The organism is Pedobacter sp. D749 (assembly GCF_019317285.1).
Taxonomy (GTDB): domain Bacteria; phylum Bacteroidota; class Bacteroidia; order Sphingobacteriales; family Sphingobacteriaceae; genus Pedobacter.
This window is the reverse complement of sequence record NZ_CP079218.1, coordinates 5,553,465-5,570,304: the sequence shown is the minus strand read 5'-3', so window position 1 is coordinate 5,570,304 and position 16,840 is coordinate 5,553,465. Positions and strand designations below refer to the sequence as shown.

Here is a 16,840-nt window from a genome sequence, read left to right as displayed (position 1 = left end):
AATCACATTTTCAGTCATTTTTAGAATAGGGATAGCTAATTACTTATCAGATAGATTTTAATAAAGAAATATCAAGTAAAATCTGCATGAGAATAGCAGCTAAAACGTTAAACTGTTTTTTTAGCACAAAAAAGTTCCAAAAACTAAAACTTCCCATAAACACCTACTATTTCACCCTATTTAGAATAGTTCAAAATAATTTGGATTATACAATTTTCTAACGTTATTTTGCAACTGTTTAGAATTAATCCAAATAAATATTACCATGTTTAAAATCAAACTATCCAGTTTAACATTTCTATTAACCTTTATCAGCCTAATTTCTTTCGCCCAGCAGTTCTCGACGATTAGCGGTACGGTTACTACGTCTGATGGAAAACCTGCTGCTTATATATCGGTAGGTTTAAAAGGAAAAGGACTTGGAAATGTTACCAATGATAAAGGTGTTTTCGAAATACAAAGAGTTAAACCTGGTTCTTACATCATCCGTGCATCGGGTGTTGGCATTCAGAGCATAGAAAAACCAGTTATAATCACAGCAGGAGAAAACAAAACAATTGATTTTGTGATCAGCCAAAATTCAAATCAGCTTAGTGAGGTCAATATCAATAAAGGCAAAGCCAATAAATATGGCGCTCAAAAGAGCGATTATGTATCTAAAATGCCAATAAGCAATTTAGAAAACCCACAGGTTTATACCACCATTACTAAAGAAACATTTAACGATCAATTGATATTCTCGGTCGACGATGCAACACGTAACGCAGTAGGAATCCAAAAGATGTGGGAATCAACCGGCCGTGGAGGCGACGGTGGCGCATACTATGCATCAAGGGGCTTTATTGTTCAATCGAAACTGAGAAACGGAATTGCAGGTAACGTAACCAGCCGTAACGATGCGGCAAACATTGAAAGTGTTGAAGTAATTAAAGGTCCGTCTGCAACCTTATTCGGCAGTACGCTAACCTCTTACGGAGGTTTGATTAACCGCATCACCAAAAAACCTTTTGAAGGATTAGGCGGAGAGGTTACCTATTCGGCAGGTAGCTATGATTTAAACAGGGTTAGTACCGATTTCAATTTTCCGATTGATAAAGCCAACCATATTTATGCACGCATCAACGCATCTTATAACTACAAAGGCTCTTTTCAGGAAAATGTATTTGACAGGAGTTTCTTTGTTGCACCGAGTTTAGCCTATAAGGTAAACGATAAGTTAGATTTTACTTTTGATGCTGAAATTGCAAATGGTAAAAACACCTTAAAACCATTTGTATTCTTCTATTTCCCGGTAAAAGACCTTGGATTTGATCGGGCTGATCAATCTGGCATACCTTACGATAAATCCTTCACCGGTGATGCAATGAAGCAAAAATATAACAGTACAAATTTCTTCGGTCAGGCCAATTATAAATTTAATGACAACTGGTCATCACACACCAGTTTTTCATCAAGCTATAGTTTTTCTAACGGCCGTGGTACTTATCTGTTCTTAGTTCCAAACAATTATCCGCCCTTGGGCAATCCAACAGCTGCTCCAGGTGCCGATTTAATATCAAGGGCAGATCAATCTACCGACAACAGTAAGGCTTATACTTACGAAATCCAACAAAACTTTAATGGTACTTTTAACCTGGGTTCAATCAAGAACAGACTAGTTTTGGGCTTGGATTATTTACGCCAAAATTCTGATCAGTTATTTTACTCGATCGATACTTTCGATCTAACCAACAAAAACGGAACCGGTGCCAACTATAATAATTTCACCGAGCACAATTTAGCTGCCTTTTATACAGCTAATGCTTATTCTAAATATCCGGTTAATTTTAAATCGAACACTTATAGTGCTTATGCTTCTGATGTGATTAATTTAACAGACAGGTTAATTGCTTTGGCGGCTATAAGGGTAGACCGTTTTGATAACAAAGGAAATTCAAACCGAGCGGGTGCTGCACCAGTTGGTGCCTATAAACAGACCGTTTTCTCGCCAAAATTCGGTTTGGTATTTCAACCTATTAAAGATCAGTTATCGCTATTTGCTAACTACCAAAACGGCTTTAACAACATTAACGGCATAGATTATAAAGGTGATGCGTTTAGGCCAGAGCGAGCTAATCAAATAGAAGGCGGTGTTAAAAGCAACCTGTTTAATGGTAGGCTGACAGGATCGGTATCTTATTATTACATCAAAGTAAAAGATATTGTAAGGGGTTATAATCAAGATGCCAGTAATCCCAATGCCCAGATCCAGGATGGTAACAAAATCAGCAAAGGTATAGAAGCCGAAATTGTAGCCAACCCTTTAAATGGTTTAAACATTATTGCGGGTTTTGCCTATAACGATAACCACTTACAAAATGCTTCTGCTGATGTTGAAGGAAGACGAGATGCTTATTCAGCTTCACCGTACGCTGCAAACTTATGGATCAGTTATAAATTTGTTGCAGGTTCGCTAAGAGGCTTTGGTTTAGGTGCCGGTGGTAACTACGCCAGCGATAACAAAATTGTAAACAGCTTAAGTCAGGGTGTATTTATATTGCCAGCTTACGAAATCTTTAATGCATCAGTATTCTATGATCACCCAAGATTCAGGATTGGTGCCAAAGTAGACAACTTTACCAACCAAAAATACTGGACAGGCTACAGCACAATGAATCCACAGGACTTAAGAACCTTTACCGGTAGCATGACTTATAAATTTTAATAAAAACAACAATAAAATTAAAAAATGAATAAAATTAAACCTATTGGCTTAACGTTCTTACTCTCTCTCTTTAGCTTATTTTCATTTGCACAACAATTTGGAACAATAAAGGGAAAGGTTACCACCTCTAACGGAAAACCTGCTGCTTATATTTCAATTGGATTAAAGGGCAAGGGGCAGGGCACTACATCAGATGATAATGGCTTATATACCATTCACCGTGTTAAAGCCGGTACTTATACAATTAAAGCTTCTGCAGTTGGTATCGATGCCTCAGAAAAAAGCGTTACAATCGCTGCAGGAGAAACGAAAGTTATCGATTTCGTATTAAAAGAAAATGATCAGGCGCTGGAGGAAATTACAATAGCAGGTATTAATCAAAAATACAAAGTAAGCTTACCTTCTGCTACACTTAGGTTAAACGAGCCATTACTAGAGGCGCCACAAAACATTCAAATCGTAAGTAATCAAATCCTTAAAGACCAGCAGATCATTAGTATGAGTGATGGATTGATCAGAAATGTAAGCGGCGCAGTTCGCCTTGAACACTGGGGAGACATGTACACCAATATTTTAATGCGTGGATCACAAATTCAGGCCATGCGTAATGGTTTTAATGTAGTTTCTTCTTCCTGGGGACCACTGACGGAAGACATGAGTTTTGTTGATCATATTGAGTTTGTTAAGGGCCCTGCCGGATTTATGCTTGGCAATGGCGATCCAAGCGGAATGTATAATGTGGTAACCAAAAAGCCTACTGGTTTAAACCAGGGAGAGGTTTCGTTTACTGCCGGAAGCTTTGATTTATACCGGACAACAATCGACCTTGACCATAAGCTAACAGCAGATGGCAAATTCTTATTCCGGTTAAACGCTGCGGCGCAAAACAAAGCTTCATTTAGACCATACGAAAAAAATGACCGTTATAGTTTTGCACCTGTACTGAGCTATCAGATCACGCCAGGCACTAAGCTAACAGCAGAATATACTTTGCAAAATGCAAAAATGACCGAAGTGGGGTCTTATTACATTTTTAATACCGCCGGGTATGCCAGCTTACCAAGAGAATTTACCTTAACACAACCTGGGGTACAGCCTACCCGAATCAATGATCATAGTATAACATTAAACCTAACACAACAACTAGGTCAAAATTGGAAATTAACTGCTCAGGCAGCTTATTACAAATATCTACAAAATGGTACAAGTTCATGGCCATCAGCGGTATATCCAAATGGCACTATCATTCGTAATGTTGGGATATGGGATGCCGAAAGCAGCATGAAATTAGCGCAGTTATTTGTGAATGGAACAGTTAAAACCGGAGGTATTACACATCGGATTTTAGCTGGTTTTGATGGGGGCAAGAAAAATTATATAGCCGATTGGGGTCAATCTCACGATTTAGACCTGGCCAGTTCTCCATTTAATGTATATAACCCTGATTATGGCTTTCCATCAAACGGGTATCCAAATTTCGACCGTGTTACTCCGTTAGAAGAAAGGGCAATTGCAGCAGGCGGTTTAATGGATCAAAAATACCTGAGTGGTTATGTGCAGGATGAATTAGGATTTTTCGATAATATTGTTCGTTTAACCCTTGCCGGCCGTTATACCTATGTTAACCAATCGGCATACGGAAGCCCGGCAGATAAAGCAAAGCATGTTACCCCAAGGGTAGGTTTAAGTGTATCAGTTGATAAAAACACCTCTGTTTACGCGGTTTATGACGAAGCCTTTACTCCACAAACCGGCTTTTTCCGCGATGTTGGTACCGCAAAACCCATTACCGGTAACAATAAAGAATTTGGCATCAAAAAAGACTGGTTTGACGGCCGTTGGAACACCACCCTATCCCTTTACAGGATTACCAAACAAAACGAGATTACCGGGGATCCTACCAATAAGGCAGGAGAAACTTTTAGCATCGTAATTGGCGAAAAAAGAGCACAGGGCGTAGAGTTTGATGTTCGTGGCGAATTGGCCAAAGGATTAAACTTAATTGCAAACTATGCCTATACCGATGCGAAAGTAACAAAGGCAGCAGATGGAGTTGAAGGCGTTTTTGTTGGTCAGGTGGTACCGGGTTTTTCAAAACATACCACTAACGCATGGTTAACCTACTCATTACAGAACGGAGTGCTTAAAGGATTCGGCATCTCAGGAGGCTTCACCTATCTTGTCGACAGGGCTGTTGGCACCTACAGTGGAGAAAATGCAAATGAAAATCTTCCCGACTATTTTAAACTTGATGGAGGTTTATTCTGGTCGAATAAAAAAATAAAAGTCACTGCAAATGTATTTAACATTTTGGATAAGTATTTATACAGCGGTGCGTATTATACCAACTATTGGAACGCCCCAACTTACAACCAACCGGTTTACTCATGGCAGGCCGAAGCACCAAGAAACTACAGAGTAAGCGTAGCCTATAAATTTTAAATTAAATTAATCAGGAGAAGCTGGATCAGATCAGTTTCTCCTGGTTTTAAAACCCAACTAGAAAACATGAAAACTAAAATCTCATTACTATTTTTATTTCTAGCCTTTAGCATTTCGAGTGCATTTGCACATGCTTTATGGATAGAAACAGCTTCAACAGGCAAAAAAGGGCAGGTACAGGAAGTGAAAGTTTTCTTCGGAGAATATGAAAGCAACGAACCTGATTCTGCCGCAAAATGGTTTAGCAACTTAAAAGAATTTAAGCTGGTTGTAACTGCTCCAAACGGAACAACGAAAGTTTTAACTACTGCTGCCGATGTAAGTTTCTTTAAAGCAAGCTTCACTCCAGATCAGGAAGGCACTTATAAACTTTCTGTGGTTCATGAAGTTGCTGACATTTATGAGAAAGCTAAAATTGAATATTATGCTTTTGCAGATGTTGCAGTAGGAAATGCAAAAATTAATACCGCTTTCCCCGCTACCGCAGCACTAACCATCAGACCAGATAAACATGCTTTAAGTGTAGGCGAAACATCAATTCATCAGGTAATTTATAACAAAACACCTTTTGCAAAACAGCAGTTAACGGTTGTAAATGCTGAAAGAAAAGCACAGCCTACCGAAACCGATGCAGAAGGAAAATTCACTTTCAAGCCAGAACAAAAAGGAAATTATTTTCTGGAAGCCTTTACAGAAGATAAAACACCTGGAAAATTAAATGGAAAAGATTACGACAAAGTTTGGCATTTAGTGACTTATACTACTGAGGTTAAGTAGTCGTAAATTTTACAAAATTTAAAGCCAATTCGTCTTGAAAAAGCCTAATTGGTTCTTTTTATTCAGCTTGCTAATGACACTAACAAAAACATCAATAAAATCAAAGAATAAAAAATCGCGGTTACGACGGATCAGTGACTGGCTGCACCTGTGGTTAGGTATCGCATCGGGTCTGATCGTATTGATGTTGGGCATTACCGGATGTATATATGTTTTTCAAAAGGAAATTACTGAGCTGATTCACCGCAAAGCATATTTTGTTAATGTTCCGTCAAACCCTAAAACCCTGCCATTAAGTTTGCTGCAAACCAATGCCGAAAAAGCATTGGGAAATAAAAAGAAAATTGATTTTATTTCTACTTATAAAGCGCCGGAGCGAGCATGGGAATTTGGCACTTATAAAGCTGGTAATCCTAAAGCCTTCTGGTACTTCGACTCAGTTGATTATTACGATCTGGTACTGGTAAATCCTTACACAGGAAAAGTAACCCTGGTGGCCGATCATAAATATGAGTTTTTTGCAGTAGTTAAAATGATTCATTGGAGTTTGCTGATCAATCATCCGGTTGGTCAACAGGTTATCGGTTGGTCTACTTTTATTTTTGTGTTCCTGCTCATTTCAGGCATGGTGATGTGGTGGCCAAAAAATCTCAAAAAATCGAACTTCGATAAGAGTTTTAAAGTAAAGTGGAAAGCCAAATTTAAGCGCATTAATTACGACATGCACAATGTACTGGGCTTTTATGTCATGATCATATCCCTGATGCTGGCTTTAACGGGCCTGGTGTGGGCTTTTCAATGGTTTCAGGGAGCAGTTTATGTTGTCGCATCAGGAACCACTACCCCACCAAAAGTGGTAGAAATAAAATCTGACTCAACAAAAACCAGTAATGCTGTTCCATTCGATATTGCCTTTGATCAGGCCAAAAAGATTTTTAAAAACGAAGACCGCATTGGTATGTCGCTGGCGGGTGGCGGTACAGCAACTATTTATGCCACAGGTTACCGTGGTGAAGAAACTTACTGGAATTATGATATTTTACAGTTCGATCAGTACTCGGGCAAATTATTACATAGAACAAACCAATCAGAAAAAAACGGAGGTGAAACTATAATTGGCATGAATTACGATATCCACGTTGGTGCTATTTTAGGCCTTCCCGGAAAAATAATGGCATTTTTTGCCAGTCTTATTGCAGCAAGTTTACCTATAACCGGATTTATTATCTGGTGGGGAAAAGGAAAAAAGAAAAAAAATCCCACAATAGCGGAAAAATAAGTACATCCTAATTATTAATAAACATGAAATTTTTAAATCTATTTTTAGTTTTAAGCGGTTTAATTACCCTTAATGCTAATGCGCAAACAAAAGTTGACTCGCCGGAAGAAAAGCTGGAAAAGGATCGGAAAGCAATAAAATCTTTAGCCGGTTTTTATGAGGTGAATTTCAATTATGGCGAAGTAACCGCACCTGATCCAAATTACAAATTCAGCAAACCTTACGAAAGCCATGGTAACGAATGGGCCGAAATTATTGTTGACGAACCGAAAAGAATTGTGATACAACACATGCTGGCCATTAACGATACTACGGTTATTAAACACTGGCGTCAGGACTGGACTTATGAAGATACCGACATTATGCTTTATACCGAAGGTAATGCATGGAAAAAAGGCAATTTAACACCAGCAGATGTAAAAGGCAAATGGACCCAAAAAGTTTATCAGGTTGATGATAGTCCACGTTACCAGGGCTATGGAACATGGAGCCATGTTGGTGGTCACGATTCCTGGTCTAGCGAAACCGATTCCCCACTTCCGAGAAGAGAATCTACCGTACGTAAAGATTACAATGTATTAAACCGCGGCAGCAGAATAACCGTTACCAAAGATGGTTGGATGTTTGAGCAGGACAATAAAAAAATTGTGCGCTCTGCCAGTGGCGATAAACTTTTAGCCGTTGAAAAAGGTTATGAGGAATTTACTAAAATAGACCCTAAAACTTTTGCCAATGCACAAAAATGGTGGGCCAGCCAAAAATCTTACTGGGCTGATGTACGTGGCGTTTGGGCCGATATTATCGGATCTCAAAACACTTTCAAAGTACAAACCACGGCCAATGGCAAGTTGCTTTACGAAACACTTTTTAGCTTGGGCGATCAATCTGTTAAAGAAAAATGGTCAGCAAACCAGAACAAAGAAAAAATTAAAACCGCTTTACAGCCATATTTGGTAAAGTAAAGCAGTTAAAATTATAATGAATGGTTGATGGTTAATGGCAATGGTCTATTAACTGTCAGCCATTTTTCATGTTAAACGATGCCGTATCACTTGGGTGTGTAGGTAATATTTTATGAAAATCGAAGTCTGGCGCACTTCGGTTACTAAAGTCCTGCTATCGTTGCAAGTCCTCACTCGTTGGACTGCCCCCAAAAAGTTGGACACTTTAAGAGGAGCATTTTATGAGCAGAAAAATTAAGTATAGCTTGGAATTTAAACTGGCTATCATCGGTCAGGTCTTAAGTAGAGAGAAACCTTTGGATTCAATCTCAAGGGAAAATGGTATCGAACGGCGTATGGTCTATCAGTGGGTACAGTTCTATCAACGTTTTGGCGAGGCCGGACTAATCCCCCAGTCGACAGACTATTCACTGGAAAACAAACTTGAGGTTATCCGTTACTTTATTTCCAATAAGGTATCTTTGAGGGCGGCATGCCTTCATTTTAACATCAGATGTAACAGTGTCCTATCCAATTGGTTAAGGATATACGAATCTGCTGGAGCCGAGGGACTGTCTGAAACAACAAGAGGAAAACATCGACTCATGAAGCCAAAGATTCCGAAAAAAGCACCTTCCCTGTTGACAGATCATGAACAGGTCCTGGAAGAAAACAATCGTTTACGTGCGGAGGTCGCGTTTTTAAAAAAGTTACGGGCCTTAATCCAGAAAGAAGAATCAAAGAAAAACAAAAAGCGCTGATCATTCACGGATTAAGGAATATGTTTGACCTGCCAGTGCTTTTAGAGGTGGCCGGTATGGCACGGAGCTCATTTTATTACCATATGAAATGTAATGGTACGGCCGACAGGTACGGAGTGGTTAGGGGCCGCCTCAATGAACTCTACAAGCAGCATAAAGGTAGATATGGCTATAGGCGGATGCTGCTCCAGCTGAAAAAGGAAGGGCACATCATCAACCATAAGACGGTATTGAGGCTGACTGGAGAGATGGGCCTGAAAAGTGCCGTCAGACTTAAGAAATACAGATCATATAAAGAAGAAGAGAACAAAACAGTCCCAAATATACTCAACAGGGAGTTTAACGTTGACAGGCCGTTTGAAAAATGGGCGACCGATGTCACAGAATTCAATGTAACCGGTAAGAAACTGTATCTCTCTACCATAATTGATCTGTTCAATGGAGAGATTATAAGTTATTCGCAATCCCTAAGGCCGGACTTCGGGCAGGTTACTGATATGCTGGACCAGGCATTGAAAAAAAAGCCAGGTAATGCCAAACCCATGCTGCATTCCGACCAGGGATGGCAATATAAGATGAAGAGTTACCAGGGAATCCTGCTCAAGAATGGAATTATACAGAGTATGTCGAGAAAGGGCAACTGCCTGGATAATGCTGTAATGGAAAACTTTTTTGGTACGCTAAAGTCTGAGATGTTCTACCGCAAAAAATACCTGTCGGTGGAGGAGCTGAAGGGTGATGTTGATGAGTATATTAGTTATTATAACAATAAAAGGATAAGATTGAACTTAAATGGAATGAGCCCGGTTGAATACCGGACACAAGTCTTAAATAATTAATAAGTTTGTCCAACTTTTTGGGGGCAGTCCACGTGCCTCGTTCCGGGCTTTACGCTCTATCAGGTTTATTTAACTTGGATCTGTAGTTCTTTGGATTAAAGACCAAATGTAATGTTAGTCGAGATTTGTAATCTCGACCAGATGAATTTTTGATTCCAAAATCGGGATTACAAATCCCGACTAACAATTACTTTATTTTATTAAATTTCGGGATGAAAAAATTTGGCTTCATTTTCTTTTTATTTCTAACCGTTAACAGCTTCGCTCAAGATTCTACCTATACCAGAAATGTAGTAAATACCATTACCTCAAAAGAATTTTGGGGTAGAGGTTATACCAAAGATGGGATGAAAAAAGCAGCAGAATATCTTACAGCAGAATATCAAAAAATTGGTCTGCTGCCAATAGGTAATTCTTATACGCAGCCTTTTAATTTTCCTGTAAACACCTTCCCTGGAAAAATGATGGTAGCCATCAATGGACAAAAACTTGTTCCTGGTAAAGATTTCATTGTAAATAATGAAAGTCCGGGTATTAAACAAGTAGCAAATTTAACTCCAAATGATAGCCTTAATTATCGGGCTTCGTCATCACTACAAGTTTCACTAAAAGATAAATTAACCTGGTCTGTAGCTACTGAAGTTGGAGAAGTAACCACCATCCAGCTCGATAAGAAGAATTTTACCTCAATACCAAAAAAAATCAGTGTTGATATTGAAAACAAATTCATTCGAAACTTTGAGGCTGCTAACGTTTGCGGTTTAGTTAAGGGCACTAAATTCCCCGATTCCATTTTAATCATTACCGCACATTACGATCATTTGGGTGGTATGGGGGCTGATACCTTTTTCCCTGGAGCAAATGATAACGCGGCTGGCGTGGCTACCCTATTAAGTTTAGCCAAATATTATGCTGCCCATCCTCAACCCTACTCCATTGGTTTCATCTGTTTTGCAGCTGAAGAAGCCGGATTATTAGGATCAAGATATTTTGTAGAGAACCCTTTGGTTCCCTTAAGTAATATAAAATTCCTCCTTAACCTCGATCTGGTTGGAACTGGCGAAGCTGGGATGACCGTGGTTAATGCATCTGTTTACCCTAAAGCATTTGCTATGCTCAACGCCATTAACAATAAAAATCAGTATATCTCAAAAATAAACCAGAGAGGTAAAGCAGCCAACAGTGATCATTATTTCTTTACTGAAAAAGGTGTTCCTGCATTCTTTATTTACACTCAAGGCGGCCCTTCAGCCTACCACGATGTATTCGATAAACCTGAAACATTACCCCTTACCGAGTACAAAGATCTGTTCAAATTAATTGTTGGATTTTATCAAAAACTGATGGAATAGTTCTCTTTTTGGATTAGTCAATGTAATTTCTCGTTTAGTATCCGCAGAAGCGTAAAAATTAGTTTTTGATTATGCCTTTAGCGTTAGTTTTACCAAATACTGATCTTCTCCATCATCAAAAATCAATTCAGCATTCCATCCCGTTTCGTTTGCGGTACGTTTGATAGTTCCCTCATCTATATAAATCCAGTTGAACCAATTGCCTTTTTCGCCCTTATATTCATACTGGTAAGATACCTCACCATAGTATTGGTTTTGCGGCTTGGGCATATCTTCATATAAATAAGCAATATCAGAAGAATCGAAAATTACCTGCCCTTGAGGATTGATCAGGTCTTTTAACTTGATCAGAAAATCTTTAAAACCAGGCAAATTCCCTGTTAAACCGATACCGTTCATCAGCATAATAATGGTATCGAATTTCTCCTCATAGGTAAAAACATCCTGTACGAATGCTTTTTTCACACCACGGTCTTTCATAATGTTCACTGCTGCTTCAGAAATATCAATAGCCGTAACATCAATATTAAAAGCCTGTAGAAGCAGGGCATGACTACCTACACCGGCGCCAATATCCAACACCTTGCCACTGCACATGTGCAAAGCCTGAAGTTCTAAAACAGGCATGTCTTCATCATCACGAAAGAAAAACTCTAAAGGCATTTCTTCTGGTTCACCATACGAATTATGCAGCCAAAGAGTTTCTGCCTCTCCCGTTCTATAAATATCTGTTAGCGCTTTACCAAAAACATCCATGGGAGCAAAGATAGGGAAAATGGAAGAGGTATGAGGGAAGATGGGAAATGGAATGATATGATGATCATCCCGAGGCAAAAATTAAGTTGTCATGCTGAGGTACGAAGCATCTCGCAGTTGGTCGGGATTTGTAATCCCGACTAGGAGATTTGTTACCCTTATAAAATCAGATTGAAATCTGGCAAACAACGGTCTGGATTATAAATCCAGACCAACGATTAATCCTAATAAAATCAAACTCATTGCTAGTCGGGATTTGTAATCCCGTCTAAAAGAGTTAAGGATTTGTAATCCTAGTAAAATCAAACGTAAACATGGAGAATAAGGGTATAGATCTCAAATCCAGACCAACGCTTAACCGTTACTCAAGTTCAAACACCTGATGGTATTCTGGTATGGCTACATGTTTAAAACCATTATCTTTTAACCTCGTTGCGAAATGCTGTTGTACCTCATACTCTCCATGAACCAGAAACAATTGTTTCACTTTCGCCGGATCCTGGCAAGATAAAAAGTGTAATAAATCTTCATAATCGCCATGTGCACTCATCGATTTTATCGATTGTACTTCAGCTTTCACTTCGTATTCATCACGGAAAATTTCAACTACTTTTTGTCCGGCGATTAACCTGCCGCCAAGTGAATTTGGCTCACAATAACCCACCATTAAAATCGTATTTTTCTGGTTACCGATATTGTTTCTGATGTGGTGTTTCACTCGACCAGCCTCTGCCATACCCGATGCAGAAATAATTACACATGGCCTTGGATCTTCATTTAAAGCTTTCGATTCTTCTACACTCTCAATAAAACGCAGGCCCTTAAATCCAAACACATCATGGTCTATTCTTAAGGTTTCTTTAACCCCATTATTATACACTTCTGGGTGATTCTTAAGAATTTCGGTTGCTTTTGACGATAACGGACTATCTACATAGTAAGGAACATCAGGTAATTTACCTTTTAGTTCCAATCCGTTTAAAGCATAAAGCAGTTCCTGTGTACGGCCAACAGCAAAAGCCGGAATAATTACTTTCCCTTTTTTTACTTTGCAGGTATTATTAATGATTTCCAAAAGCAGATCTTCGATCGGATCGAGATCTTTATGCAGTGAATCGCCATAAGTAGATTCCATTAGAATATAATCGGCCTGATCAAACTGCTGGGGATTTTTTAAAAGCAGATCACCATAACGGCCAACATCGCCGGAAAAGGTAATCCGGGTTGGTTTGCCATCTTCCGTAATGGTAAGGTGGACTGCAGCACTGCCTAAAATATGACCTGCATCAGTAAACTTCAGCCGAATGCCTTCCTCAATCTCGAAATCTTCTTCATACTCCACAATCTTCATCAGACTAAGTGTTTTGATAACATCTTCTTCTGTATAAAGCGCTTCTTCCATTTCTTCGCCGTGGCGGAGGTGGCGGTTTGCATATTCAGCGTCCTGCATCTGGATTTTGGCAGAATCCATCATTAAAATGCGGGCGAGATCCATAGTGGCCGGGGTACAAAAAATCTTACCTTCAAAACCTTCTGCAACCAGTTTGGGCAATAAACCGCAATGATCAATATGGGCGTGTGATAAAACGAGATAGGTAACTTTTTTGGCATCGAAACCAAAGTAATCGTTTAATTTATCGGTAACATGGCCCATTCCCTGGAATAAGCCACAATCTAATAATATTTGGGTACCGTTTTTTAAGGTAATAAGGTGCTTACTCCCCGTAACCGTACGGGCAGCACCATGAAAAGCAATGTTCATCAAGATGTTGGTTAGAAAATATATAGAATAAAAATGCCGGATATTTCCGGCACTTCCAATTCTTTACGCATTTATTTCTGCTACTTTATCTTTAACCTTATCTGCAACGCTTGTGGCTTTATCTGCCAAACCTGCTAATTTATCTTTAGAAGCATCTAAAAGATCAGCAAAAAAATCTGATACTTTACTTTTCAGATCGCTGGTCGAATCTGATGATAATGCCAATGCGATGGTTGCTCCTAATGCTGCTCCGGCTAATACGCCTACTATAATTTTTGTCTCTTTTTTCATGATCTTAGTGATTTAGTTATTAAACATATTTAACCCACAGGTGTTTTTATTTTTTTCATCTTACAAAAACCAATCCACAATGAAGCGCATATTTTTTATAGACCTTGACAATACCATTTATTTTACCAAACCGAATGAAGAACAGTTGATGGGTGAATTATACCGTTTCTTGGAAAGTATGGATTTAGGCATTAGTAAAGATGATTTCCAACTTGCCAAGCAGGAAATGTTAAAAACGCCGTTTCTGAAAGTGGCAAAAAAATACGGTTTTAAAGAAGAAGTAATGCCTGATTTGATTTCTTATCTCCAAAACAGAGAAGTAACCAGGCCTTTAAAGCCGGGCGACGATTATCACCACATCAAAAGTTTAATCGGACGGAAATTTATTGTAACGGCCGGTTTTCCAAAACAACAGCTTTCAAAAGTAAAGATGCTGGGCATCGCAGATGATTTTGAAGAAGTGCATGTGGTAGATGTTTCTATAGCGGACAAGAAAAAAACTTTTGAAAAATTGATCCATCAACATCACCTTGATAAAAATGATATTTTAATTATTGGCGATGATGCCGAATCGGAAATCAAATTTGGACTGGAACTGGGAATCAGCACTTTTTTACTCGATCCCGAAAACCTGCACCCAAATGCCGAAAGCACTTTTAGGGGGAATGATTTAAGTGGCCTTCATGCAGCCGCAGGACAAGCTTAGTTACGTCATTTCGAGCGGAGTGCAACGTAGCCGAGAAATCTAAATATTAAAACTAACTTATATAAATCCCTCCATTGCGCTGTACTCTAAGGATGACAATCGTACTTAAAACTTAAATGTTCTAAGGTGACTCAGGTGGTCAACATTAAAATGAAATGCTTAAAACCAGATATTACTAAACAGTTTTTGCATTATTATGACCACCTTAGACACCTAAACACACTTCAGAAAAGTTCATCAATAAAAAAGTCCCGATTTTCATCGGGACTTTCCATTTATCCTCTACCACCTCTTGATGGTCTTCCACTTTCACCTCCACCTCTTTGTTGTGGTGGAGCTTCTCTTCTTTGTTCTTGTCTTTGTTGCTGCTGCTGAGCTCTTTGTTGTTGAGCCTGAGCATCACGTTGTGCACGCTCTTGTTGCTGTTGTTGCGCTTGCTGGGCACGTTGCTGTTGTGCCTGTTCATTACGTTGTTGTTGAGCCTGCGCATCGCGTTGTGCTCTTTCTTGTTGTTGCTGCTGGGCTTGTTGCGCACGCTGCTGCTGCATTTGCTCATTACGTTGTTGTTGAGCTTGAGCATCGCGCTGAGTCCTTTCCTGCTGTTGTTGTTGAGCCTGTTGTGTACGTTGCTGCTGCATCTGCTCGTTACGTTGTTGCTGAGCCTGTGCATCGCGTTGGGTTCTTTCCTGCTGCACTTGTTGCGCACGTTGCTGTTGCATCTGTTCATTACGTTGTGCTCTTTGTTGATCCATTTGAGCACGTTGCTGATCATTCTGCTGTGGCTGCATATTACGTTGGTTACGTTGTTGATCTGTGCTCATGCGGTCTTGATTACGCTGCTGTCTGATCTGATCTAAACGTTGTTGATCCTGGCCACGATTTGCATTATCCTGCCTGTTTCCATTATCAATTCCGTTAGTGCCACCACGACTAATACGTCCGTTTGCATCCCTATTATAAGCCTCGCCCCTGTTATTTGGCTGATTGTTATTATCCCGACCTACATTACCATTATTTGGTTGTGTAGAAGTACGGTTATCTCTTGATCCAAAACGGTTGTCGTTATTGCCCGGGTTACCGCCTCTTTGATCGCGGTTGGTATATCCTTCGTTTCTTCCGCCTCTGCTAATACCAGCATTACCTTGTTCAAATCTTCTTGGTGCAGCATTACGGTTATCTGGTGCATTACGTTCAGGTCTTGGTCTGTAAATAGAAACCTCTCTGCCACCAACCCTGCTTGCGCCAGGCCTTGAACTTTGCGCATAACGATAAACTGTTACATCTCTATTGGTTGCACGTCTGATATCTTCAACCCTTGGACCGCCATAATAAGTTCTTCTGTTATATACATAAGTATTATTGATGATGGTGGTGTTGCGGATGTATACATTATTGCGACCGTAATCATATCTTGGGAAAGTATTGATATAAATATTACGTTGTGGAATAAAGTTCCAGCAAAATTCTGGTACTGCATAGCGGCGGCCAAAGCTTAAATTAATACTGATGCTTGGTGCCATAGGTGCCCATCCGTAATAACCATCGCCACTTCTCCAATCTACCCAAGCCGGTCCCCAATTGGTATCAGGTAACCAGATCCATTGCCTGTAACTGTTAATTACCCAACGGCCATAGTGGAAAGGCGCCCAGCCCCAATCGTAATTAGAAACCCAGGTATTGCCATATTCTGTCATTGCCCAACGCCCGTTTGTGTAATATGGACGAAATTCGTTTTGATCTACATCTGGTCGCCAAACATAACCATATTGTGGATCCTGAATCCAGGTACCATAGGGCGAAAGTTCGTCGTAAAAAGTCTGTAAAGAGATATTGCCAGTACTGTAACCATCATTCTGGTAATCGTTTTGATAGTCTTGTGCCCTGACAAGGGTTGTGGTTCCGGCAAGGAGCGCAAAGAGCCCCAGCACAAGTGCCGTAGATTTCAGTGTTTTCATTTGTGTGTTTATTTTAATAACCTAACGTGTGTGTATCAATTAGAGAACCAAAATTACAGAAGGTTTAATATGCAAGCATAGTTTTAGCGTTTTCCTTCAAATATTGCGTTGCAGGGCATATTTAACTAATATTTAACGTTTTAAGTGAAGTTTAATTGTGCAGAAAATTAGTCAGTTAGAAATAAAATTTGCTACACCTTTGCTTATAAAAGAGATTATATTGCGAGCACCGCAAACTTTAGAACTTAAATTCTATTTATTGTGAGTATTTTTGT

The 16,840-nt window shown here is 39.4% G+C and carries 11 protein-coding genes and 1 pseudogene; 8 read left to right on the top strand and 4 right to left on the bottom strand.

What is annotated here, in order from left to right:
- Positions 1-265 precede the first annotated feature (265 nt).
- From KYH19_RS22940 to KYH19_RS22910, 7 genes and pseudogenes are all read left to right on the top strand, one after another.
- Positions 266-2,704, top strand: coding sequence for a TonB-dependent receptor (locus tag KYH19_RS22940; protein ID WP_219076916.1), 2,439 nt, complete (start codon positions 266-268; stop codon positions 2,702-2,704).
- 24 nt (positions 2,705-2,728) lie between these two features.
- The gene (locus KYH19_RS22935; protein WP_219076915.1) at positions 2,729-5,146 is read left to right on the top strand and encodes a TonB-dependent receptor; all 2,418 of its coding nucleotides are present in this window, start codon (positions 2,729-2,731) and stop codon (positions 5,144-5,146) included.
- 66 nt (positions 5,147-5,212) lie between these two features.
- Positions 5,213-5,923, top strand: coding sequence for a DUF4198 domain-containing protein (locus KYH19_RS22930; RefSeq protein WP_219076914.1), 711 nt, complete (start codon positions 5,213-5,215; stop codon positions 5,921-5,923).
- A 73-nt stretch (positions 5,924-5,996) separates the two neighbouring features.
- Complete coding sequence (locus KYH19_RS22925; RefSeq protein WP_219076913.1) at positions 5,997-7,202, top strand: PepSY domain-containing protein; 1,206 nt, start codon at positions 5,997-5,999, stop codon at positions 7,200-7,202.
- Positions 7,203-7,225: 23 nt separating this feature from the next.
- Positions 7,226-8,164: a DUF6607 family protein gene (locus tag KYH19_RS22920; protein WP_219076912.1), complete on the top strand. Its 939-nt coding sequence runs from the start codon at positions 7,226-7,228 to the stop codon at positions 8,162-8,164.
- 221 nt (positions 8,165-8,385) lie between these two features.
- Positions 8,386-9,743, top strand: a pseudogene (locus KYH19_RS22915) (IS3 family transposase).
- A gap of 212 nt (positions 9,744-9,955) precedes the next feature.
- Positions 9,956-11,095, top strand: coding sequence for a M28 family metallopeptidase (locus KYH19_RS22910; protein WP_219076911.1), 1,140 nt, complete (start codon positions 9,956-9,958; stop codon positions 11,093-11,095).
- Positions 11,096-11,164: 69 nt separating this feature from the next.
- Here the strand turns inward: KYH19_RS22910 and KYH19_RS22905 are convergent, their stop codons facing one another.
- The 3 genes from KYH19_RS22905 to KYH19_RS22895 all read right to left on the bottom strand — a co-directional run bounded on the left by KYH19_RS22905 (position 11,165) and on the right by KYH19_RS22895 (position 13,904).
- Entirely contained in the window at positions 11,165-11,851 is a 687-nt protein-coding gene (locus KYH19_RS22905; RefSeq protein WP_219076910.1) for a bifunctional 2-polyprenyl-6-hydroxyphenol methylase/3-demethylubiquinol 3-O-methyltransferase UbiG, read from the bottom strand.
- 361 nt (positions 11,852-12,212) lie between these two features.
- Complete coding sequence (locus KYH19_RS22900) at positions 12,213-13,613, bottom strand: MBL fold metallo-hydrolase RNA specificity domain-containing protein (protein WP_219076909.1); 1,401 nt, start codon at positions 13,611-13,613, stop codon at positions 12,213-12,215.
- Between the two features lie 63 nt (positions 13,614-13,676).
- Positions 13,677-13,904 (bottom strand): YtxH domain-containing protein, encoded by a 228-nt coding sequence (locus tag KYH19_RS22895; protein ID WP_121287508.1) that lies wholly within the window; start codon positions 13,902-13,904, stop codon positions 13,677-13,679.
- A 79-nt stretch (positions 13,905-13,983) separates the two neighbouring features.
- Between KYH19_RS22895 and KYH19_RS22890 the strand changes: the two genes are divergently transcribed.
- A complete protein-coding gene (locus tag KYH19_RS22890; protein WP_219076908.1) occupies positions 13,984-14,610 on the top strand; it encodes an HAD family hydrolase in 627 nt (208 codons plus the stop codon).
- Positions 14,611-14,885: 275 nt separating this feature from the next.
- On the opposite strand, the gene KYH19_RS22885 is transcribed toward KYH19_RS22890, so the two are convergent.
- On the bottom strand, positions 14,886-16,565 hold the full coding sequence (locus tag KYH19_RS22885; RefSeq protein WP_219076907.1) for a DUF6600 domain-containing protein: 1,680 nt from the start codon (positions 16,563-16,565) through the stop codon (positions 14,886-14,888).
- Positions 16,566-16,840: the final 275 nt, after the last annotated feature.

Coding starts and splice junctions, on each gene's coding strand:
- KYH19_RS22940 (WP_219076916.1), top strand. CDS start 266: ATGTTTAAAATCAAACTATCCAGTTTAACATTTCTATTAACCTTTATC.
- KYH19_RS22935 (WP_219076915.1), top strand. CDS start 2,729: ATGAATAAAATTAAACCTATTGGCTTAACGTTCTTACTCTCTCTCTTT.
- KYH19_RS22930 (WP_219076914.1), top strand. CDS start 5,213: ATGAAAACTAAAATCTCATTACTATTTTTATTTCTAGCCTTTAGCATT.
- KYH19_RS22925 (WP_219076913.1), top strand. CDS start 5,997: ATGACACTAACAAAAACATCAATAAAATCAAAGAATAAAAAATCGCGG.
- KYH19_RS22920 (WP_219076912.1), top strand. CDS start 7,226: ATGAAATTTTTAAATCTATTTTTAGTTTTAAGCGGTTTAATTACCCTT.
- KYH19_RS22910 (WP_219076911.1), top strand. CDS start 9,956: ATGAAAAAATTTGGCTTCATTTTCTTTTTATTTCTAACCGTTAACAGC.
- KYH19_RS22905 (WP_219076910.1), bottom strand. CDS start 11,851: ATGGATGTTTTTGGTAAAGCGCTAACAGATATTTATAGAACGGGAGAG.
- KYH19_RS22900 (WP_219076909.1), bottom strand. CDS start 13,613: ATGAACATTGCTTTTCATGGTGCTGCCCGTACGGTTACGGGGAGTAAG.
- KYH19_RS22895 (WP_121287508.1), bottom strand. CDS start 13,904: ATGAAAAAAGAGACAAAAATTATAGTAGGCGTATTAGCCGGAGCAGCA.
- KYH19_RS22890 (WP_219076908.1), top strand. CDS start 13,984: ATGAAGCGCATATTTTTTATAGACCTTGACAATACCATTTATTTTACC.
- KYH19_RS22885 (WP_219076907.1), bottom strand. CDS start 16,565: ATGAAAACACTGAAATCTACGGCACTTGTGCTGGGGCTCTTTGCGCTC.